The sequence below is a fragment of the Pseudomonas sp. IT-93MI4 genome (assembly GCF_949767635.1).
GTDB classification, from domain to species: Bacteria; Pseudomonadota; Gammaproteobacteria; order Pseudomonadales; family Pseudomonadaceae; genus Aquipseudomonas; species Aquipseudomonas putida_A.
Genome location: NZ_CATKPP010000056.1, coordinates 68,575 through 89,339, shown reverse-complemented (window position 1 = coordinate 89,339; position 20,765 = coordinate 68,575). Strand labels below are relative to the sequence as shown.

Here is a 20,765-nt window from a genome sequence, read left to right as displayed (position 1 = left end):
GCAAAACCCGGATTCGAAGTGGATAAAGATCCACGGGGCCGGGCGGGAAAATGACTCCACCAGTGAAATGCGTATCAGGTTTTTAGGAGCGTTGTAATGCCTGACATCTATCACTTCTTCCAACAGCTGGTTAATGGCCTGACCATTGGCAGCACGTATGCCCTGATCGCCATCGGCTATACGATGGTTTACGGCATCATTGGAATGATCAACTTCGCCCACGGCGAGGTGTACATGATCGGTTCCTACGTGGCGTTCATCGCCATCGCCGGGCTGGCCATGATGGGAATCGACAACGTCCCGCTGTTGATGACCGCCGCGTTCATCGCGAGCATCGTCGTCACCAGTTCCTACGGTTACAGCATCGAACGGATCGCCTACCGCCCCCTGCGCGGCAGTAACCGTCTGATCCCGCTGATTTCCGCGATCGGTATGTCGATCTTCCTGCAGAACACGGTTCTGCTCGCGCAAGACTCCAAGGACAAATCCATCCCCAACCTGATCCCCGGCAACTTCTCCATCGGGCCAGGTGGCGCACATGAAGTGCTGATTTCCTACATGCAAATCGTGGTGTTCGTGGTGACCCTGGTCGCCATGCTCGGCCTCACGCTGTTCATCTCCCGCTCTCGCCTGGGTCGCGCCTGCCGCGCCTGCGCCGAAGACATCAAGATGGCCAACCTGCTGGGCATCAACACCAACAACATCATCGCCCTGACCTTCGTCATCGGTGCTGCGCTGGCAGCCGTCGCCGCTGTGCTGCTGAGCATGCAGTACGGCGTGATCAACCCCAACGCCGGTTTCCTCGTCGGCCTCAAGGCCTTCACCGCTGCGGTACTCGGCGGGATCGGCAGCATCCCCGGCGCCATGCTCGGCGGGCTGGTGCTTGGGGTGGCGGAAGCCTTTGGCGCCGATATCTTCGGCGACCAGTACAAGGACGTCGTGGCTTTCGGCTTGTTGGTTCTGGTGCTGTTGTTCCGTCCGACCGGCATTCTGGGCCGTCCGGAGGTTGAGAAGGTATGACTAAAAATCTTAAGCAAGCACTCTTCAGTGCGCTCTTGGTTTGGGCGGTTGCGTATCCGGTACTCGGTCTGAAACTGACCATCGTCGGCATCAACCTCGAAGTGCACGGCACCAGCCCGGCCATTCTGGCGACCATCGCCGTGTGCTCGGTGCTGATGTTCCTGCGCGTGCTGTTCAACCAGCAGATCAGCAAGGCGTGGAAATCCTCGCCGGGCCTGCCGTTGATCCCGGCCAAAGCCAGCAACTTCCTGACCCTGCCGACCACGCAACGCTACATCATCATTGCGCTGATCCTCGGTGCACTGGTGTGGCCGTTCTTCGGCTCCCGTGGTGCGGTGGACATCGCCACGCTGATCCTGATCTACGTGATGCTCGGCCTCGGTCTGAACATCGTCGTCGGTCTGGCCGGTCTGCTCGACCTGGGTTACGTCGGCTTCTACGCCGTCGGCGCCTACAGCTACGCGCTGCTGTCGCACTACTACGGCCTGAGCTTCTGGATCTGCCTGCCGATTGCCGGCCTGATGGCGGCGACGTTCGGCTTCCTGCTGGGCTTCCCGGTGTTGCGTCTGCGCGGTGACTATCTGGCGATCGTGACCCTGGGTTTCGGCGAAATCATTCGTCTGTTCCTGCGTAACCTGACCGACATCACTGGTGGCCCGAACGGCATCAGCAACATCGAGAAACCGACGTTCTTCGGCCTGACCTTCGAACGTAAAGCGGCGGAAGGCATGCAAACCTTCCACGAATATTTCGGCCTCGAATACAACTCGATCAACAAGGTGATCTTCCTCTACCTGGTGGCCCTGTTGCTGGCGCTGGCAGCGCTGTTCATCATCAACCGCCTGCTGCGCATGCCGATCGGCCGTGCGTGGGAAGCGCTGCGTGAAGATGAAATCGCCTGCCGTGCACTGGGTCTGAATCCGACGATCATCAAGCTGTCGGCGTTCACCCTGGGGGCGAGCTTCGCCGGTTTCGCTGGTAGCTTCTTCGCTGCCCGTCAGGGTCTGGTGACGCCGGAATCGTTCACCTTCATCGAGTCGGCGATCATCCTCGCCATCGTCGTGCTGGGTGGCATGGGCTCGCAACTGGGCGTGATTCTCGCGGCCGTGGTGATGATCCTGTTGCCGGAAATGATGCGTGAATTCAGCGAATACCGGATGTTGATGTTCGGTGCGCTGATGGTGTTGATGATGATCTGGCGTCCACAAGGTCTGCTGCCGATGCAACGCCCACACATGGAGTTGCGAAAATGAGCCGCGAGATCCTTAAAGTCGAAAACCTGAGCATGCGCTTCGGCGGCTTGCTGGCGGTCAATGGCGTGGCCCTGACCGTCAAGGAAAAACAAGTGGTGGCGCTGATCGGGCCGAACGGCGCGGGCAAGACCACCGTGTTCAACTGCCTGACCGGTTTCTACCAGCCCTCGGGTGGCAGCATCCTGCTGGACGGCGAGCCGATCCAGGGCCTGCCGGGGCACAAGATTGCCCTCAAGGGCGTGGTGCGCACCTTCCAGAACGTGCGGTTGTTCAAGGACATGACGGCGGTCGAGAACCTGTTGATCGCCCAGCACCGTCACCTGAACACCAACTTCCTGTCCGGCCTGTTCAAGACCCCGGCGTTCCGCAAGAGCGAACGCGAGGCCATGGAATACGCCGAATACTGGCTGGAAAAGGTCAACCTGAAAGAGTTCGCCAACCGTACCGCCGGCACCCTGGCCTACGGTCAGCAACGGCGCCTGGAAATCGCCCGCTGCATGATGACCCGTCCGCGGATCCTCATGCTCGACGAACCGGCCGCCGGTCTGAACCCGAAGGAAACCGAAGACCTCAAGGCGCTGATCAGCGTGCTGCGTGAAGAGCACAACGTCACCGTGCTGCTGATCGAACACGACATGAAACTGGTCATGAGCATTTCCGACCACATCGTCGTGATCAACCAGGGCACACCTCTGGCTGACGGTACGCCGGAACAGATCCGCGACAATCCTGAAGTGATCAAAGCCTACCTGGGGGAAGCGTAAATGCTGCAGTTCGAAAACGTTTCCACCTTCTACGGCAAGATCCAGGCCCTGCACAGCGTCAACGTCGAAGTCCGCCAGGGCGAGATCGTGACCCTGATCGGTGCCAACGGTGCCGGCAAGTCCACGCTGCTGATGACGCTCTGCGGTTCGCCGCAGGCGCACAGCGGCAGCATCCGCTACATGGGTGAGGAGCTGGTCGGCCAGGACTCGTCGCAGATCATGCGCAAGAGCATCGCCGTGGTGCCGGAAGGTCGTCGGGTATTCGCCCGGCTGACCGTCGAAGAGAACCTGTCCATGGGCGGCTTCTTCACCGACAAGGGCGACTATCAGGAGCAGATGGACAAGGTCCTCGGCCTGTTCCCGCGCCTGAAAGAACGCTTCAACCAGCGCGGCGGCACCATGTCCGGCGGCGAACAGCAGATGCTTGCCATCGGCCGGGCGCTGATGAGCAAGCCAAAACTGCTGCTGCTCGACGAGCCGTCGCTGGGCCTGGCACCGATCATCATCCAGCAGATCTTCGACATCATCGAACAGCTGCGCAAGGACGGTGTAACGGTGTTCCTGGTCGAGCAGAACGCCAACCAGGCGCTGAAAATCGCTGACCGTGCGTACGTTCTGGAAAACGGCCGCGTGGTCATGCAAGGCACCGGCGAAGCGCTGCTGACCGACCCGAAAGTGCGCGAGGCGTACCTCGGCGGTTGACCCTTTTCGCTGAACAGAAAAACGGCCTTCAGGCCGTTTTTTTTGTGCCTGGCAGATAGATTGAATCCAACACAGATCCCCTGTGGGAGCGGGCTTGCTCGCGAAGGCGTAGTGTCAGACGCCATTGATGTTTGATGACACACCGCCTTCGCGAGCAAGCCCGCTCCCACAGTGGATTGCCGTGTTCGAAGATTTTTCTGAAAAATTTGCACTGCGCTGTAACGCATCGCCATGAGCGTTCTCTAGTGGGGTAAGCAAGCGCACTTCGCTTGTAAAACCCAAGCTCAAATCTGGAGAAACATCATGACTGCTACCACTCGCACCCTGTCCGCCGCTGCACTGGTTCTGGCTCTTGGTTCCGCCCTGAGCATGACCGCCGTTTCCAGCGCCAATGCCGCCGACAACAGCAACATGGAAAAATGCTTCGGCGTGGCCATGAAGGGTCACAACGATTGCGCCGCGGGCGCGGGCACTACCTGTGCCGGCACAGCGAAGATGGACTACCAGGCCAACTCGTGGAAGTTCGTGCCGAAAGGCACCTGCACCACCACCGAGAGCAAGACCTCGCCGACCGGTTTCGGTCAGATGGAAGCCTATAAAGCCAAGTCCTGATCCACAGCCTGCCCGAGTGACGCCCATGTTCACCACCAACGAACCTGTCCCACCGCGCACTCGGGCAGCCATCTGCGGGCTCCCGCCCCGTGCGGGGCTGGGGCTCAAGACCGGGCACTTGCGTGAAGTGCTCGGCACCCGACCGGACCTCGGTTTCTTCGAAGTCCACGCCGAAAACTACATGGTCGACGGCGGTCCGTTTCATCATTTTCTCGGGTTGATCCGCGAGCAGTATCCGCTGTCGCTGCACGGCGTCGGGCTGTCGATCGGGGCCGAAGGGTCGCTGGATACTCAACACCTGCAACGCCTGAAAACTCTGATCGAACGCTATCAACCGCAAGCCTTTTCCGAACACCTGGCCTGGTCAAGCCACGGCCCGGTGTTCCTCAATGACCTGCTGCCGCTGGCGTATGACACGCCGACGCTGAACCGCGTCTGCGCGCATATCGACCAGGTGCAGAACAGCCTCAAGCGCCCGATGCTGCTGGAAAATCCAGCGACCTATCTCGGCTTCGAACGCTCAACCATCGATGAGCCGGCGTTCATCGCCGAGGTGATCCGTCGCAGCGGCTGCGGTTTGCTGCTCGACGTCAACAACGTCTACGTCTCGTGCATCAATCATCAACGCGATCCACTGACCTACCTCGACGCGCTGCCGTTGCACGCGGTTGGCGAGATTCATCTGGCCGGGTTCGCCGAAGACGCCGACAGCCTCGGCGACCGCTTGCTGATCGATGATCACGGCGCGCCGATTGATGACGCGGTCTGGGCGCTATACCGACAGGCGCTCGAACGCGTTGGCCCGGTGGCAACGTTGATCGAGCGGGACAATCAGGTCCCGGCGTTCAATGTGCTGCTGGGCGAGGCGCAGCAGGCCGAAGCGTTGTTGCTGCACGCTGGGAGTCGGCCATGAGCACTCAAGCCGACTTCAGCGCCGCCCTGCTCGACACCCGCCTGCCCTGCCCCGCTGGCCTGTGCAGCGCCAACGGTGCTGATCCTGCCAGCCGATTCTCGGTGTATCGCAATAACGTGCAAGGTTCGTTGATCAACGCGCTGGCCGACAGTTATCCGGTGGTGCAGCAGTTGGTCGGCGAGGAATTCTTCCGTGGCATGGCCGGCATATTCATCCAGCAGCAGCCGCCGCACAGTCCGTTGATGAGCCGTTACGGCGACGGTCTGGCGGACTTCATTGACGCATTCGAACCGGCGGCCGAGGTGCCGTATCTGGCCGATGTCGCACGGCTCGAACGCTTGCGCACCCGCGCTTATCACGCCGCCGATGCCGCGACGGTCAGTGCGCAACAGATCAGCGCTGCACTGGCCGATCCGCAAACACTCGCCGAACTGGACATCACCCTGCATCCCTCGCTGCACCTGCTCGATTCGGCTTACGCGGTGGTTTCGATCTGGGCGGCGCATCAAGGAGAAGCGACGCTGGCAGGCATCGACATCCATCAAGGGCAACACGCACTGGTGCTGCGCAACACTCTGGAGGTCGAGGTGTTTGCCCTCGATCACGGCGCCAGCGTATTCATCCGCCATCTGCTGCATCACCGACCGCTGCTGCAAGCCGCGCAAGACAGTCCACCTTTCGATCTGCCGCAGACGCTCGCCCTGCTGATCGGCCACAACGCCATCACCGACCTGAACACCAAGGTATCGCCATGAACAACCTCATCACTCGCGCCATCGGACTCATGGAAAAAATCCCCCACAGCCTGATCGCCTTCATCGCGCGGTTCTCGATTGCCGCGGTGTTCTGGAAGTCCGGGCAGACCAAGGTCGAGGGGCTGGCCATCGACTTGATCGACGGCACCTTGCAACTCGGCTGGCCACATTTGGCGGACTCGACGATTCCGTTGTTCCAGAGCGAATACCACGTACCGCTGCTGTCACCGGAAATCGCCGCGCACATGGCGGCGTTTGCCGAACACTTCTTTCCGGTGCTGATATTGATTGGCTTCGCCACGAGGTTTTCGGCGCTGGCGCTACTGGGCATGACGCTGGTCATCGAGGTATTTGTCTACCCCGATGCCTACCCGACCCATGGCACCTGGGCGGCAGTGTTGCTGTACCTGATGGCGACCGGGCCGGGGAAATTGTCGATCGATCACATGATCGCTCACCACTTCGTAAAATAAAAAATCCATGTGGGAGCGAGCCTGCTCGCGAATGCGGTTTCACAGTCACTCCATGTGTTGACTGAACCAACGCATTCGCGAGCAGGCTCGCTCCCACAGAGGAATTGGAGTTAGCGCTGAAGCCGATCCAGCGCCTCGCCGCTGCGTTTGAACCAGCCAATCAGATAATCCGCCAGCACTTGCGTGCGTTTGGGCAAGCCGCCCTGGTAGGGGTGCACCAGATACATCGGCATCCGGCGCGTCTGAAAATCGCGCAGCAGCCAGCGCAACCGGCCATCAGCCAACTCCGTTTGCAGCAGGTACGACGGCAACCGAGCGATACCGGCGCCGGCCAGTGCGGCTTTCTTCAGCAGGTTGTAATGGTTGCTGGCGAACGGCCCCGACACCCGCACCCGCAGCAATTCGTGCTGTTGGTGATACAGCCATTCCTCGCGGCCACTGTAGTGGCTGTTGAGCAGGCAACGGTGTTCGGCCAGCTCCTGCGGGGTCAGCGGTTCGCCGAACTGTTCTAGATAGGCCGGGCTGGCGCAGGTCATTTCCTGCCAAGCCAGCAGCGGCTTGGCCACCAGCCGCTCGTCATTGGCCACCTCGGAGCGAATCGCCAGATCGAAGCCATCCCGGGACAGGTCGCGATAGTGGTTGTTCAGCTCCAGCTCGATCTGCACCTCGGGGTATTGCTGCGAGAACTCCAGCAGCAAGCCGTCGAAAAACGTTTCCCCCAGCGACACCGGCACCGTCATCCGCACCGGCCCGGCCATGTCGTCTTTCAAACGCGCCAGCGCCTGACGTGCCCGCTCCACCTGAACGACCAGCGCTTGCGCCTGCGGCAGCAAAGCGGCGCCGGCGGCAGTCAGGCTCAGACGGCGCGTCGTGCGTTGCAGCAGCACCACGGAAAACTGTGCTTCCAACTGGCTGATGCGCTTGGACAACTGGCCCTTGCTGCAACCCAGTTGCTGCGCCGCCAGGGTAAAGCTGCCGGCCTCGATCAACACCGCAAACGCCGCCAGATCATCCATTTCACTCATGGATTGTTTCCATTTGAAAACCAAAGGTTGCCTATTAGTGCGCTTATCCGCAGAAAAAACCACTCTAGACTGAACCTCGTTCAACCCATTGAGGAACAGTCCCATGAAGATTCTGTTGATCGGTGCTGCCGGCACCATCGGTTCGGCCGTGGATAAAGAGCTGAGCCAGCGTCACGAAGTGATTCGCATCGGTCGCAGCAGCGGCGACTTCCAGGTGGACATCAGCGACAGCGCCTCGATTCGCAAGCTGTTCGAGCAGACCGGCAAGTTCGACGCGCTGATCTGCGCCGCCGGTAACGTGACCTTCGCCCCACTCGGCGAGATGAACGCTGACAGCTTCGCCCTGGGCCTGAAAGAAAAGCTGATGGGCCAGGTCAACCTCCTGCTGATCGGCCGCGAATACGCCAACGACGGTGCCTCGTTCACCTTCACCACCGGCGTGCTCAGCCACGACCCGATCCGTACCGGCGCCTCGGCGGCACTGGTCAACGGCGCTCTGGACAGCTTCGTCAAAGCCGCCGCCATCGAATTGCCGCGTGGCCTGCGCATCAACTCGATCAGCCCGACCGTGCTACTGGAAGCCATGGGCAGCTATGCCGCGTACTTCCGTGGCTACAAGCCGGTTCCGGCAGCCGATGTGGCATTGGCCTACGCGAAAAGTGTCGAAGGCCTGCAAACCGGTCAGACCTTTCACGTGGGCTAAACCCTTGTGATCAACGGTCAGCCTGCGTAACGTGGCGGCACTTGTCTGGAGAGCCGAAGATGCGTGTTGCCCGTTCGTTGATCGTTGTTGCCCTGCTGCCGTTGTTCGCCGCCTGCCAATTTCTCGATGGCCCGCGTGAAAGCGCGTCCCACGTCGGGCAATCCCGAATGCAGGGGCAGTTGACGGCAGCCGACGGCAAACTGGTGTTCCAGCCGTGTGGCGAACAGCGTCAGTACGTGGTCAACGACATCGGCGGCACCAGCGTGCTGCAAGAGGCTGCGACCCTCGCCGATCAGCAGGGCAAGCTGTTTGCCGATGTGCGCGGCAAGCTCGTCGGTGACCGCCTCGACCTCGGCCAGTTGTATCGCGTCGAGCGTTCCGGCACCGCGTGCGATGACCCGAATTTCAAACTGTTGATCCTGCGTGCCGCCGGCCACGGTCCCGAATGGAACGTCAAAGTCAGCGGCAAGGGCATGGTCATCGACCGCGAAGGCCAGCCGGCACTGGCCGTGCCGTATGTCGAGGAGCAACTGGGCGACGGCCGCTTCAACCTGAGCAGCGAAGCCAACAACCAGCGCATCGAGTTGTGGGTCGCGCCGCAGCGCTGCGTCGACAGCAGCACCGGCAGCGTGCAGCACATGAGCGCCGAGCTGCGCATCGACGGCAAGGTCGAGCGTGGTTGCGGGTATTTCGGCGGATCGCGCAACGACTGAGCGTTTTAGCCTCACCGGATCCGGCCTTTGCGGCTTATAATCGCGGCCTTCAAACGCCTTGGCGCAGTTGTGCGCCCCGCGAATCCGGATCCTCACCATGTTACGAATCACCGAACTCAAGCTGCCAATCGACCATCCCGAAGAAGACCTGCGTGCCGCCATCGTGCAGCGCCTGGGCATCGCCAGCGATGACTTGCTCGATTTCACCTTGTTCAAGCGCAGCTACGACGCGCGCAAAAAGTCCTCCGAACTGTGCTTCATCTACACCATCGACCTCACCGTACGCGACGAGGCCAAGGTGCTGGGCAAGTTCGCCGACGACCGTAACGTCAACGTGGCGCCGGATGTCAGCTACAAATTCGTCGGTCAGGCGCCGAGCGACCTGAGCCAGCGCCCGATCGTGGTCGGTTTCGGCCCGTGCGGGATTTTCGCCGGCCTGCTGCTGGCGCAGATGGGCTTCAAGCCGATCATCCTCGAGCGCGGCACCGAAGTCCGTCAGCGCACCAAGGACACCTGGGGCCTGTGGCGTAAAAGCGTGCTCAACCCCGAGTCCAACGTGCAGTTCGGCGAAGGCGGCGCGGGCACGTTCTCCGACGGCAAGCTGTACAGCCAGATCAAGGATCCGAAGTTCCTTGGCCGCAAAGTCCTGCACGAATTCGTCAAGGCCGGCGCGCCGGAAGAAATCCTCTACGTCAGCAAACCGCACATCGGTACGTTCCGGCTGACTGGCATGGTCGAGACCATGCGTGAAGAGATCCGCGCCCTGGGCGGCGAAGTACGCTTCCAGGAACGCGTCACCGACGTGCTGATCGAAGACGGCCAACTGGTCGGCGTCGAGCTGGCGAGCGGCGAAACCCTGCATTCGAAACACGTGGTTCTGGCCCTCGGCCACAGTGCCCGCGACACCTTCCGCATGCTCCACAGCCGTGGCGTGTTCATGGAAGCCAAGCCGTTCTCGGTGGGCTTCCGCATCGAACACCCGCAGTCGCTGATCGACCGTGCGCGGCTGGGCAAATATGCCGGCCACCCGAAACTCGGTGCCGCTGACTACAAACTGGTGCACCACGCCAAGAACGGTCGTTCGGTCTACAGCTTCTGCATGTGCCCGGGCGGCACCGTGGTGGCGGCGACTTCCGAGCCGAATCGCGTGGTCACCAACGGCATGAGCCAGTACTCGCGTAACGAGCGCAACGCCAACTCCGGGATCGTCGTCGGCATCACCCCGGAAGTCGATTACCCGGGCGGCCCGCTGGCCGGTATCGAGTTGCAGGAGCGCCTGGAATCCCACGCGTTCATCCTCGGCGGCAGCGACTACAAGGCCCCGGCACAACTGGTCGGCGACTTCATCAACGGCACCCCGTCCACCGAACTGGGCGAAGTCGAGCCGTCGTACAAACCGGGCGTGGCCCTGGGCGATCTGGCCCTGGCGCTGCCGGACTTTGCCATCGAAGCGATTCGTGAAGCGTTGCCGGCGTTCGAGAAGCAGATTCGCGGTTACTCGCTGCACGATGCGGTGTTGACCGGGATCGAAACCCGCACCTCGTCGCCGCTGCGCATCACGCGTAACGAATCGCTGCAGAGCATGAACGTCAAAGGTCTGTTCCCCGCGGGTGAAGGCGCGGGTTATGCCGGTGGGATTCTGTCGGCGGGGGTCGACGGGATTCGGATTGCCGAGGCCGTGGCGCGCGACATTCTCGGTCTGGAAGCCTGATACATCTGTCTTGAAGTAACACCAACCTCCTGTGGGAGCGGGCTTGCTCGCGAAGGCGCTGTGTCAGTCGACGACAATGTTGACTGACACAGCGCCTTCGCGAGCAAGCCCGCTCCCACATTGGTTTCCGAGTCTGGCTTTAGATATTTGCGCGCAGCACTGTGGTTGGCAGCGGCTCACCCCGTTCGGCACTCGCCGCCACCGCTGCAATCAACCCCTCCAGCTCATACCCCTGCGCCTTCAGCCAGGCCTGATCGTAATAGGTGTCGGCATAACGCTCGCCGCCATCGCACAGAATCGCCACGATCGACCCCGACTCCCCCGCCGCTTTCATCTGCTGCGCCGCCATCAGCGCGCCGATCAGATTGGTGCCGCTCGACCCGCCGACATGCCGTCCCAGACGCTGCGCCAGATAATGCATGGCCGCCAGCGACAAGGCGTCCGGCACCTTGACCATCGCATCTATGACCTTCGGCAGGAACGACGCCTCGACCCGTGGCCGACCGATGCCTTCAATTCGTGAACCGCAGTCCAGACGCAGACTGGCGTCGCCAGTCTGGTAATAATCGAAGAACACCGACCGCTCGGCGTCGGCGCACAACACGCGGGTGCAATGCTGGCGATAACGCACGTAACGACCCAGGGTCGCGGTGGTGCCGCCGGTGCCGGGGCTGGAAATCAGCCAGCTCGGTTCCGGGTGTTTCTCGAAACGCATCTGCTGGAAGATCGATTCGGCGATGTTGTTGTTCGCCCGCCAGTCGGTGGCCCGCTCGGCGTAGGTGAACTGGTCGATGAAATGGCCGCCATGCTCGCGGGCCAGACGTTCGGATTCGGCGTAAATCTGCGTCGGATCTTTCACCAGATGGCTCTGGCCACCGTAGAAAGCGATCTGCGCGATCTTCTCTTTCGAGGTGGTCGCCGGCATCACCGCAATGAACGGCAAACCGAGCATGCGCGCGAAATACGCTTCGGAAATCGCCGTCGAACCGCTGGACGCCTCGATCACCGGCGCGCCGGGTTTGAGCCAGCCGTTACACAACGCATACAGGAACAACGACCGCGCCAGGCGATGCTTGAGGCTGCCGGTGGGATGGCTCGACTCGTCCTTGAAATACAACTCGATGCCTGCAAACCCCGGCAGCGGCAAGGGGATCAGATGGGTGTCGGCGCTGCGCTGGAAGTCCGCTTCGATGATGCGGATGGCTTCGCGGGCCCACTGGCGGTTGTCGCTCATGGTCATGCTCTCGTTGAGTCGGGCAGGAGTAGCCTTGTCACAGGCTCAGTCCCCCAGCATAGGAAAAAACCGGCAAGGCTCACAGATACAGCTGAGGCTCAATTCATCCACCAACTGCCAGGTTCTGGGCAAATGGGTATCAGGCTTTTGCAGTAATTGCGCAGAAACCTATCCCCCCGTTCTTTGAACTGAAGCGGCCTGCTCGCCCCCCTGCCTGACAAATAGCGAACAATCCGCACTTAATCAAAGATCCGTCCTACAGCCAGCATTTGTCCGCTTCGTTAACGTCGCACAGCCCTTTCGAAGGGTTGTCGATGGATGAACGAAAGGACGCTCAGTGGCTCGCAACAAGGACATTCCTCGGGTCCCCAACCCACCGGCGGGCGACGGCCATCACGTCACCTGGCGCTACATGACGGCCACTGAACTGGCCGAGCGCGAAGCCCGACAAAATGCATACGACGCCATGCTGGCGCGGCAGGAGGCTTTCGAGCGCAGTCGAGAGGTTGCGGCGAAAAAGCCTGATCCCGTACGCGCCGGGTGCGTGTTCGCCAAGTCCTGCAAGTTGCCGGACGCGATCATCGATTACTCGAATCCTTCGGGGATGGTGCCGACCGACAGCCTGAAAGATTACGGAGATCTGGTCCTGCTCGGCGGCCGTGAAGCCGATGACAGCGGCGGCGTTCCACTCAAGAAAATCAGCGGCACTGCCATCCCGGCAGGCCTGGGCACCTTCGCCCTTGCGGGTGAGGCGTTCAAGGCATTGCCCGCCATCGCTTCCGCCGCCGTTGTGACCCCTTTGGTCGGGCTGGTGGCGTTGCTCATGCCATCGAACCTGGGCGACAGCGCCCTCTACACCGAAGACCAGTTGCTCGCCCTCAGACAGGCTCGAACCCGCGTGCGCCTACATGTCGAACAACAGGCCGACGGCAGCCTCAAGGGTTATGGTTTCTACACCGGCAAGAATCGCGACTGGGAAATGGTCGATGTCGCGCAGTTCACCGCACGTGATAACCGCTTTGTCGCAGACCTCGGCGAAGGCATCGAACTGATCTGGACGCCGGCGGTGGATGGCTCGGACGTTCTCGGTATTCCGGCACTGGAGGCCGCACCACAGGCCCCGCACATCTGGGTGTATCCGCCGACGAATGCGGCGGACGGGATTCTGGTGAACCCGGTTTATCCGCCGGAGTATCGGGATTTCATTCTGGTGTTTCCGGCGGATTCGGGGGTAAAACCGTTATACGTTGTACTGAGTACAGAACGCAAAGGCTTGGCACCTGCTGGTCATAGCTACCATAAACCGCCGACTACGGAGCAAATCACCGCATTTCCAGACTTGAAAAAAGTTAAAGACAAAAATCCGGTTCAGGGTGGAGGTGGACTTCGTAAGCGCTGGACAGATGCCAAAGGAAAGAAAATTTACGAATGGGATTCAAGGCATGGGGAGTTAGAAATGTATCGAAGCGATGGAGCACACCTGGGAGCCTTCGATCCCCAAACAGGTGAACGACGCGAAGGCCCTTTAAAAGAAAGAAGCATTAAAAAAAGGTATCTGTGAGGAAGAAATGGGACTGGAACTAAGACTTGAGTGGTACGACACGACAACCCTGCAATTTCAGGGCGAGGAGACGTCAAAAGATCTGGGAGATGATGAATCAGTATTAAATGCCTTAGGTATTCCAGTGGATGGCAACATCAACAATGGCAGCTTCAACGTCGTCGAAAATTGGGTTGCTACCATTCAGCCGTACTTTCAACATCGCATCGCTCTGAATACTAACGACTATCAAATTTCGTTTGACTACAGTTGATATCGATAAACAGGTTGTTTGACCTCAATGCGCTACCTTTCGATCACCGGTTTTTTTCCCGATGTAGTTCAGGACGACTCTTTGCAGTTCGAGCTGGAGATCACGAGCAGCGAGATGAATGAAAAAATCGCCCTGCTCATAGAGTCCAAGCCTCTTGGTGAGGTTGAACCCGGCGAGTTGCTGTTGAATCAAGATCAGATACCCGCGCTAGAGAACCTTCTGAATGTCAGATTCCCGAAGGGTCTGGAATATTTCATGGGCACCTGTGCCCAGCATTGAGCGAGCGAATTGAAACAAACAAAAAACCCCGATAGTCACCTGATCGGGGTTTTTCTTTACCGCTCGTTGCCGCTTAGTGCGAAACGCGGCTGGTGCCACCGACGGTGGAGATGCGCACGCGCTCACCAACACGGAACACTTCGTTTTCCTGAACCTGTTGCACGTAGGCGCGCATGCTACCGTCGTCTTCGCGCACGGTGATTTCCACGCCCTGGGTGCGGGTCAGGCCTTCTTCGGTGGCCGAACCGATCAGGCCGCCGGCTACGGCGCCGATGACCGCCGCGACGATGCTGCCTTTGCCGCCACCGATGGCGCTGCCGCCTACACCGCCGACCACTGCGCCTGCAGCGCCGCCGATCGGGGTCTTGGTGCCTTCGATTTTCACCGGACGCAGGGATTCGATGGTGCCCATGCGAATCGTCTGCACACGACGCGCTTCGTCACGGGAGTAGGAGTCACCGGTCAGGCTCGACTGGCAGCCGGTCAGCAACATCGCCATCGTGGAAAAGGAAGCAACCAGCAGAACAGACTTACGCATAGCATCAACTCCAAAAGAACATGTGTTCATTAAACCCCGCTGCTTGACGCCTGTCACGACGCAGCCCGGATAAACTTGATTTTATTCAGGCCCGGTACAGGCACCTGCAAACTCACCCAACAGTAGCGCCAAATCGCTCAATCCGCCCTGCCGACCCAAGGATTTTCATGGATTACCTGATCATTTTCGTCACCACCGTCGCCGGTCTGTACTTCCATTGGTGGCTGTACGTGCGGATCAAACGCTGGATGGATCGTGATCTGGCCCTGTCGCTGGCGGGCAAGGATGAAGACAAACGCGCCTTCATGCTGGAACGACTGGCCGATGCCCGCGTGCAGAAGATCAAGCGTCGGGACCTGCCGAAGTGGCTTGAGGCCGCTGCGGCAGGCTATCCCGCTCGGTAGACTGCTCAGGGCGCCAGACGTTCAAGAATCCAGTTGGCGCCCTGCTGACGGTAGTTCAGGCGATCGTGCAGACGACTTGGACGGCCCTGCCAGAACTCGATGCGCTCCGGCAGCAGGCGGTAACCGCCCCAATGTTCCGGGCAGTCGGGCTGGGTGTCGCTGAAGCGCTGTTCAGTCGCCTTGAGCAGGTCTTCCAGCTCGCCGCGCCCGTTGATCACCCGACTCTGCGGTGAGGCCCAGGCTCCGAGCCGGCTGCCCAGTGGTCGCACCTGATAATACGCGTCGGACTCTTGCGGCGTGACCTTGACCACCCGCCCTTCGATGCGTACCTGGCGTTCCAGGGTTGGCCAGAAAAACGTCATGGCCGCGAAAGGATTCGCCGCCAGATGCTGGCCCTTGGCGCTGTCGTAGTTGGTGAAAAAGGTGAAGCCCTGCGCGTCCAGCCCCTTGAGCAGCAGAATGCGGCAATGCGGCCGCCCGTCCGAATCCACCGTGGCCAAGGTCATGGCGTTGGCTTCCACTGGCGCCTGTTCGGTTTTCACCGCGTCGGCAAACCATTGGTGGAACAGCGCAAACGGTTCGCCCGGGGCTTGCGCCTCGGTCAGTCCGTCCCGGGTGTAATCACGACGCATATCTGCCAGAGCCTGGGTCATGGCGCATTCCTTTTCGTTAGCGGATCACTGCTTGGAAGTATCACTTGCAGCAACTTTCTTGTCAGTCGCTGCGGCTTTGGCCGGGGCGGTTTTCTTGGCAGGGGTTTTTGCCGGTGCCTTGGTCGCAGCTTTTTTCGCAGGCGCCTTGGCGGCGGCTTTCTTCGCTGGAGCCTTTTTGCTCGCTGGTACGGCGGCCTTCGAAGCAGCTGGCGCCGGGGTTACCGGTTTGACTGCAGGCTTGACGTCCTGAGCCGCAATCATCGTGGTCGGTGCCGGCGCCGGCATGTTGTATTTGCTCAGCAGGGCCACCATGGTGTTCTGCGGGGTCACCAGCAGTTCGACGCGACGGTTCAGGGCACGGCCTTCGGCGCTGTCGTTGGCCGCACGCGGGGCATCGCCGCCCATGCCGCGCAGCATCAGGCGATCACGCTGCAAGCCGCTCAGGCGGAAGATCGCCGCCACGGACTGGGCGCGCTCCTGGCTGAGTTTGACGTTGGCCGGCGCGGCACCGGTGTTGTCGCTGTGACCAAGCACCAGAACTGCGGTTTTCGGGTCGGCTTCGAGGATTTTCGCGACATTGGTGAACGGACTGAGGGTCACCGGCAGCAGCATCGCTGGACGTTTCGGGTTGAACGAGCCTTCAACCGGCGCGATCACCACCAGCACGTTGTCACGACGCTCGAGTTGCAGATTGCTGTCCTTGATCGCTGCACGCAGTCGTGGCTCGTAGTCATCCAGCCAGGCCTGGGTAACTTTCGGATCAGGCATCGGCACCACTTTGGCAGTCGATTGATCCTTGCCGCCGAACGGCCACCACCACTTGGTGCCGGTGTCGGCATCGGCCTTGGCCACTGCCGCCGGTTTGACTTCGGGTTTCACCTCGGCTTTGGCCGCCGCATCATCGGAACCGCCGAACGGCCAGTACCAGTGGCTGCTGCTTTCAGTCTTGGCCACCGGTGCGGTCGCGGCAGGTTTGAGCGGCGCCGGGGCTGCGACAGAAGCCGGAACCGGGGCCGGCTCTTTGGCCGCCACTTTGTCGGAGGAACCGAACGGCCACCAGTTGCCGCCATCCGCATCGTTTTTAGGAGTCTGTGCGCAACCGGTGATCGCAACACACAGGGCCAGGGCGAGAGTTTTTTTGGATGACATTGAAAATCCACAAAGTGAAGTAATGAAAAATCAGAGCTCTTTTGCCCGGATAAACTGACGCTTTGAATCGAAAAACCGGATCTGGTTCCAACCCTGGAACCTCATGTAAAGCTTTACAGACAAGTGGCAAGTACCCGCGCCAGTTGCTGCGCGCGCGGATCCATCAAGACGTACGGCCCAAGGGTATTTGTCACAAAACCGAACGCGACATCGTGCTCGGGATCAGCAAAACCCACTGAACCGCCCGCCCCCGGATGACCAAACGCCCGCGGGCCGAGGCCGTAGGTGGCGTTCGCCATGTCCGGTTGATCGAGCATGCAGCCCAGACCGAAGCGGGTGCGGGTCAGCAGGGTCTTGTCCTCGCCGTAGCTGTGTTCGCGGGTCAGCTCTTCGAGCATTTCGCTTTCAAGCAGGCTGCCGTCGAGCAAACCGGCGTAGAAACCGGCCAGGCTGCGCGCGTTGCCATGACCATTGGCGGCCGGCTGCTGCATGCGCCGCCATTCCGGTTTGTTGGTGCTGGTGAGCACCGACGGCGGATTGGTGAAGGCGCGAGTGGTCATGGCGGTCGGTTCGCGCATGGTCACTTGCAACAGGCGCTGGGCCGCGGCATCGCCGACGTTGCCCTTGCCCCGTGCAATATGCGCCACGCGGTGGAACTCTTCGTCAGGCAGGCCGACGTGGAAATCCAGCCCCAGCGGCTTGGCGACGCGGGCGACAATCGACTCGCCCGGCCCGCGACCGTCAGCGCGACGCAGCAACTCCCCGACCAGCCAGCCATAGGTGATGGCGGCATAGCCGTGGCCGGTGCCCGGCGTCCACCACGGCGCTTCGGCCGCAAGGGCGTCGACCATGGTCTGCCATTCGTAGAGGGCGGCAGGCGCCAGCAACTCGCGCAGGGCCGGCAGACCGGCCTGATGGCAGAGCAGTTGGCGCAGGGTGACGGATTCTTTACCGGCGGCAGCGAATTCCGGCCAGTAGCGGGCAACCGGTGCATCCAGTTGCAGTTTGCCTTCGGCCACCAGTTGCAGCGCCGTGACCGCGGTGAAGGTCTTGGTGCAGGAAAACAGGTTGGCGATGGTGTCGCTGTGCCAGGCTTCGGTACCATCCTTGTCGGCCGTACCGGACCAGAGGTCGAGGACGGTTTCTCCGCCGACCTTGATGCACAGGGCTGCGCCGCGTTCCTGGGGATCGTCGAACAGTGCCGCGAAAGCCTCGCGCACCGCTTCGAATTGAAGCTCGTAATGTCCCTGAATCTGCACCCGCAACTCCCCCGCGAAAACGCTCTACAAAGTGGCCCGCATTGTTCCAGCCCTTGAGGGATTTGGGAACAGCTGCGGGCCGGACGGTTGAATGCTGTAGTGAGGCGGCTGACGCCTTCGCGAGCAGGCTCGCTCCCACACTGGATCGATGGTGTTCACAAATCCGATGTGGGAGCGAGCCTGCTCGCGAAGAACGATGACGCGGTCTAAACCTTAATGACCATTGCCCGAGTGCCCACCGGCATGCCCGCCCCCCGGGCCTTTGCCGGCTTCAGCCTTGCGCCCGCCTTCGGCTTCATGACCGGCGGCGGCCGCTTTCTCAGCCTCCTTGCCCAACTGATCGATCGCCTGCAAATTGCTCTTGCGCACCGCCTCGACAAAGCCCTGATACGGCAGATCGGTAATCCCCACCAGGCCGAAGTGCCCGTTCTCGCCATCGAGCAGACGCCCGGTCACCGGTTGATCCAGATACTGGAACCAGTGCACGCCGACAATCGACGGTTCACTCAGCGCCTGTTTGAGGAAATTGGCGTACGCCGGGCCACGATCTTCTTCCCGCGCCAGTTGCGTCACGCCACCCCAGAACGGGCCACGATCACTGGAGCCGAAGTTGAATTCGGTGATCAGTACCGGTTTGTCGAGGGCACGCAGAGCGGCGAAGTCATAGCCGTCCTGCGGTTTCAGCGTGTACATGTTGAAACTCAACACGTCGCAATACTGCGCGCAGGACGCCACGGCTTCCGGAGTGCTGGTGGCGAAACGGCCACCGAGCAGCAACTGATTCGGCGCGTGCCACTTCAGCGAATCGGAGATGGTTTTGAAGTAAGTGTCGGCGAACACTTTCTGGAAGTATTTGAAGTCGTTTTCGATTTCCGGGTGCTCCGGATTCGGCATCGGTGGCACGAAACCCGGGTCTTCCATCAACTCCCACGCCGGCAGATCAATGCCCCACGCTTTCGACAGCCCCGCCTGATTGCGGTACTTGTCGCGCAGTTGCTTGAGGAATGCGCGCTTGGCCGGCACGTCGGTGGTCATTTTCAATGTGCCGTAGGCCAGGGCGTAGCGCGACTGCGGATCGTCGCCCGGACCGGCCCAGGCCAGCTCGTTGTCGGCGTAGTAACCGATCAGCCACGGATCATCACGATGATCGCGGGCAGCAATGGCCACGGCACGCTCGGTGGCCATGGCGAAACGCGGGTCGAACGGGTCAGGCATGCCGCCCCACCAGTCGCTGCCGGTGCTGATGCTGGTGTAGTCGCCAACGATCGACAGCGGCAAGGTGTACGGCACCCGTTCGGCGTCGGCAAGCGAGTCGGCACTCCAGTTGCCGACGGTGTTGAAACCCCAGGCCTGCAGGCGATCGAGGGTGTGCGTGGCCCACTTCTGCTGATCGACCGTGGCCTTGCACGGCGCAGCGACGGGTTGATCTGCAGCCTTTTCAGCAGTCGTCGCTACGGCGTCTGTTTTCGCCGCTGCGGCGACACCGGCCTTCGCCTCGTTTGACTTTGGCACAGGCTCGGCAGCTTTTACTGCGGTTTCTTCAACCGCACCAGCCTTGGCCGCTTCAGCAATTCCGGCCTTGGTATCGCTGTCCGGTTTGCAGGGCTCGCCGTAAACCCGCTCCAGGTTGGCGCCATAGAAGTCGTACCAGCGCCCGTTGCCATAGCCACGGCCCTGATCGGCACCGTTGCCGCCACGGTTATCGCCTTCGCCGAAATGGCTGGCGAGCGGCTCGTCGGCCTTGGGCAGGGATTCGAACATCCACTCGCGCCCGGCCACGTAAGTCTGGTTGACCTGCGGGCTGACGGTGTTGACCCCCAGCGAATAGAACGGATGCCCTTCAGGGGTCACCAGATACCAGCGACCGTCACGCTTTTCGGTGCGGAAAAAGCCGCTGGCCTTGAACGCCGGGCCTTTATTCCAGCCACCGAACTTGTCCAGCGAGGACTTTTCGCGCTCGGCCAGCCAGGTTTTCAGCTGTTGCTGTTCCTTGGCGGCGGCGGATTTCAGTTGTTCGTCGTTGCTGATTTTTTCCGGCCATTTGCTGCGGGTCGATTGACCGTAGGCGTCCACCAGATTGCCGTAGACAGCCTGGGTCACGGCATCGCCGTCCTGCACGCCGAAACGTTCGAGCAGCAGGCTCTGCGCGGCTTTCGGCTGATCCATCCACAAGCTCACCGACACCACCTGGCTGCGATCGAGTTCACCGCTGCTGCTGGCCAGCAGAATCCGCTGACCGTCGACGGTCATCGGCATCGGCGGCCCGGCCTTAATGCCCTGGCTCAGCGGCGAGGTCGCCACCAGCGGCACCAAAAGGGTTTGCGCCGGGCCGGCCGGCAGGTCGACGCGACTGGTCAGGGTCTGGCCGTTGTTGCTCTGGATTTGCACATAGACCGTCACGGCCCAGTTCATTGCGCTTTGCAGACGCAGGCTCATCATGCCCGACTGCGACCAGTCCCAGGCGCCGGTTTGCGGGGTCAGGCGCAGGGTCGGACGAGCCACCGGGTTGAACGTCACCCGGCGCAGCACTTCACCTTCCGGGGTTTGCTCGGCGTTGGCTTGTGGCAGGTCAGTGTTTTCGGTGACGACTTTCACCACGTCGGCAGGACGGACGAAGTTGAACAGGGTCTGCTGACCCGCAGGCGCCGCCAGTAACGGGGCAGCGAAAATCAAGGCGAATACGGCAGGCAACGAACGGCGAATCATAAGAACGGAGTTCTCCCTAACGACCAACTAAGGCCAATGGAAAAGCATGGCAGAGAGATAGACAGCGCGGCGGGCAAAACTGCCC

Annotated in this window: 22 protein-coding genes; 15 read left to right on the top strand and 7 right to left on the bottom strand. The window is 61.0% G+C overall.

The genetic code is table 11. The features are described from left to right. Positions 1-96 precede the first annotated feature (96 nt). The 8 genes from livH to ACM6I7_RS23145 all read left to right on the top strand — a co-directional run bounded on the left by livH (position 97) and on the right by ACM6I7_RS23145 (position 6,492). Positions 97-1,020 carry a high-affinity branched-chain amino acid ABC transporter permease LivH gene (gene livH / locus ACM6I7_RS23180; protein WP_027614381.1) on the top strand — a complete coding sequence of 308 codons (924 nt, stop codon included), beginning with the start codon at positions 97-99 and terminating at the stop codon, positions 1,018-1,020. Next, positions 1,017-2,273, top strand: a complete 1,257-nt coding sequence (locus ACM6I7_RS23175) for a high-affinity branched-chain amino acid ABC transporter permease LivM (protein ID WP_096797533.1) — start codon at positions 1,017-1,019, stop codon at positions 2,271-2,273. Before livH ends, ACM6I7_RS23175 begins: the two co-directional genes overlap by 4 nt. Then, positions 2,270-3,037: a high-affinity branched-chain amino acid ABC transporter ATP-binding protein LivG gene (gene livG / locus ACM6I7_RS23170; protein WP_007969480.1), complete on the top strand. Its 768-nt coding sequence runs from the start codon at positions 2,270-2,272 to the stop codon at positions 3,035-3,037. The genes ACM6I7_RS23175 and livG overlap by 4 nt, the downstream gene beginning before the upstream one ends. Beyond that, complete coding sequence (locus tag ACM6I7_RS23165) at positions 3,038-3,739, top strand: ABC transporter ATP-binding protein (RefSeq protein ID WP_003222380.1); 702 nt, start codon at positions 3,038-3,040, stop codon at positions 3,737-3,739. A gap of 303 nt (positions 3,740-4,042) precedes the next feature. Beyond that, positions 4,043-4,351, top strand: coding sequence for a DUF2282 domain-containing protein (locus tag ACM6I7_RS23160; RefSeq protein WP_027614378.1), 309 nt, complete (start codon positions 4,043-4,045; stop codon positions 4,349-4,351). 25 nt (positions 4,352-4,376) lie between these two features. After that, on the top strand, positions 4,377-5,264 hold the full coding sequence (locus tag ACM6I7_RS23155) for a DUF692 domain-containing protein (protein WP_414889353.1): 888 nt from the start codon (positions 4,377-4,379) through the stop codon (positions 5,262-5,264). Then, entirely contained in the window at positions 5,261-6,019 is a 759-nt protein-coding gene (locus ACM6I7_RS23150) for a DUF2063 domain-containing protein (protein ID WP_414889352.1), read from the top strand. Before ACM6I7_RS23155 ends, ACM6I7_RS23150 begins: the two co-directional genes overlap by 4 nt. Beyond that, positions 6,016-6,492: a DoxX family protein gene (locus tag ACM6I7_RS23145; RefSeq protein WP_027614375.1), complete on the top strand. Its 477-nt coding sequence runs from the start codon at positions 6,016-6,018 to the stop codon at positions 6,490-6,492. Before ACM6I7_RS23150 ends, ACM6I7_RS23145 begins: the two co-directional genes overlap by 4 nt. Before the next feature lie 110 nt (positions 6,493-6,602). Here ACM6I7_RS23145 and ACM6I7_RS23140 read toward each other — a convergent pair whose 3' ends face one another. After that, on the bottom strand, positions 6,603-7,517 hold the full coding sequence (locus ACM6I7_RS23140) for a LysR family transcriptional regulator (RefSeq protein WP_135295101.1): 915 nt from the start codon (positions 7,515-7,517) through the stop codon (positions 6,603-6,605). Positions 7,518-7,620: 103 nt separating this feature from the next. On the opposite strand from ACM6I7_RS23140, the gene ACM6I7_RS23135 reads away from it, so the two are divergent. The 3 genes from ACM6I7_RS23135 (at position 7,621) to ACM6I7_RS23125 (ending at position 10,644) form a co-directional block, all read left to right on the top strand. After that, positions 7,621-8,220, top strand: a complete 600-nt coding sequence (locus ACM6I7_RS23135) for a short chain dehydrogenase (protein ID WP_414889351.1) — start codon at positions 7,621-7,623, stop codon at positions 8,218-8,220. A gap of 59 nt (positions 8,221-8,279) precedes the next feature. Next, positions 8,280-8,933: a COG3650 family protein gene (locus ACM6I7_RS23130; protein ID WP_097086567.1), complete on the top strand. Its 654-nt coding sequence runs from the start codon at positions 8,280-8,282 to the stop codon at positions 8,931-8,933. A 97-nt stretch (positions 8,934-9,030) separates the two neighbouring features. Continuing rightward, the gene (locus tag ACM6I7_RS23125; protein WP_003222357.1) at positions 9,031-10,644 is read left to right on the top strand and encodes an NAD(P)/FAD-dependent oxidoreductase; all 1,614 of its coding nucleotides are present in this window, start codon (positions 9,031-9,033) and stop codon (positions 10,642-10,644) included. 139 nt (positions 10,645-10,783) lie between these two features. On the opposite strand, the gene ACM6I7_RS23120 is transcribed toward ACM6I7_RS23125, so the two are convergent. Next, on the bottom strand, positions 10,784-11,878 hold the full coding sequence (locus tag ACM6I7_RS23120) for a PLP-dependent cysteine synthase family protein (protein ID WP_414889350.1): 1,095 nt from the start codon (positions 11,876-11,878) through the stop codon (positions 10,784-10,786). Between the two features lie 337 nt (positions 11,879-12,215). Between ACM6I7_RS23120 and ACM6I7_RS23115 the strand changes: the two genes are divergently transcribed. From ACM6I7_RS23115 to ACM6I7_RS23105, 3 genes are read left to right on the top strand one after another with little or no spacing between them, the layout of a single operon-like run. After that, positions 12,216-13,439 (top strand): S-type pyocin domain-containing protein, encoded by a 1,224-nt coding sequence (locus tag ACM6I7_RS23115; RefSeq protein WP_414889349.1) that lies wholly within the window; start codon positions 12,216-12,218, stop codon positions 13,437-13,439. Positions 13,440-13,446: 7 nt separating this feature from the next. Continuing rightward, positions 13,447-13,692: a colicin E3-like toxin immunity protein gene (locus ACM6I7_RS23110; protein WP_041070595.1), complete on the top strand. Its 246-nt coding sequence runs from the start codon at positions 13,447-13,449 to the stop codon at positions 13,690-13,692. A 27-nt stretch (positions 13,693-13,719) separates the two neighbouring features. Next, positions 13,720-13,971 (top strand): pyocin S6 family toxin immunity protein, encoded by a 252-nt coding sequence (locus ACM6I7_RS23105; RefSeq protein WP_041070597.1) that lies wholly within the window; start codon positions 13,720-13,722, stop codon positions 13,969-13,971. Positions 13,972-14,044: 73 nt separating this feature from the next. On the opposite strand, the gene ACM6I7_RS23100 is transcribed toward ACM6I7_RS23105, so the two are convergent. After that, a complete protein-coding gene (locus ACM6I7_RS23100; protein WP_007969461.1) occupies positions 14,045-14,509 on the bottom strand; it encodes a glycine zipper 2TM domain-containing protein in 465 nt (154 codons plus the stop codon). Between the two features lie 167 nt (positions 14,510-14,676). On the opposite strand from ACM6I7_RS23100, the gene ACM6I7_RS23095 reads away from it, so the two are divergent. Further along, the gene (locus ACM6I7_RS23095) at positions 14,677-14,913 is read left to right on the top strand and encodes a hypothetical protein (protein ID WP_096797521.1); all 237 of its coding nucleotides are present in this window, start codon (positions 14,677-14,679) and stop codon (positions 14,911-14,913) included. Between the two features lie 5 nt (positions 14,914-14,918). On the opposite strand, the gene pdxH is transcribed toward ACM6I7_RS23095, so the two are convergent. From pdxH to ACM6I7_RS23075, 4 genes are all read right to left on the bottom strand, one after another. Then, on the bottom strand, positions 14,919-15,566 hold the full coding sequence (gene pdxH, locus ACM6I7_RS23090) for a pyridoxamine 5'-phosphate oxidase (RefSeq protein WP_202369501.1): 648 nt from the start codon (positions 15,564-15,566) through the stop codon (positions 14,919-14,921). Between the two features lie 24 nt (positions 15,567-15,590). Further along, a complete protein-coding gene (locus tag ACM6I7_RS23085) occupies positions 15,591-16,715 on the bottom strand; it encodes an OmpA family protein (RefSeq protein ID WP_414889348.1) in 1,125 nt (374 codons plus the stop codon). A gap of 113 nt (positions 16,716-16,828) precedes the next feature. Next, the gene (locus tag ACM6I7_RS23080; RefSeq protein WP_414889347.1) at positions 16,829-17,974 is read right to left on the bottom strand and encodes a serine hydrolase domain-containing protein; all 1,146 of its coding nucleotides are present in this window, start codon (positions 17,972-17,974) and stop codon (positions 16,829-16,831) included. Positions 17,975-18,187: 213 nt separating this feature from the next. Beyond that, positions 18,188-20,680 (bottom strand): beta-galactosidase, encoded by a 2,493-nt coding sequence (locus ACM6I7_RS23075; RefSeq protein WP_414889346.1) that lies wholly within the window; start codon positions 20,678-20,680, stop codon positions 18,188-18,190. Positions 20,681-20,765 lie beyond the last annotated feature (85 nt).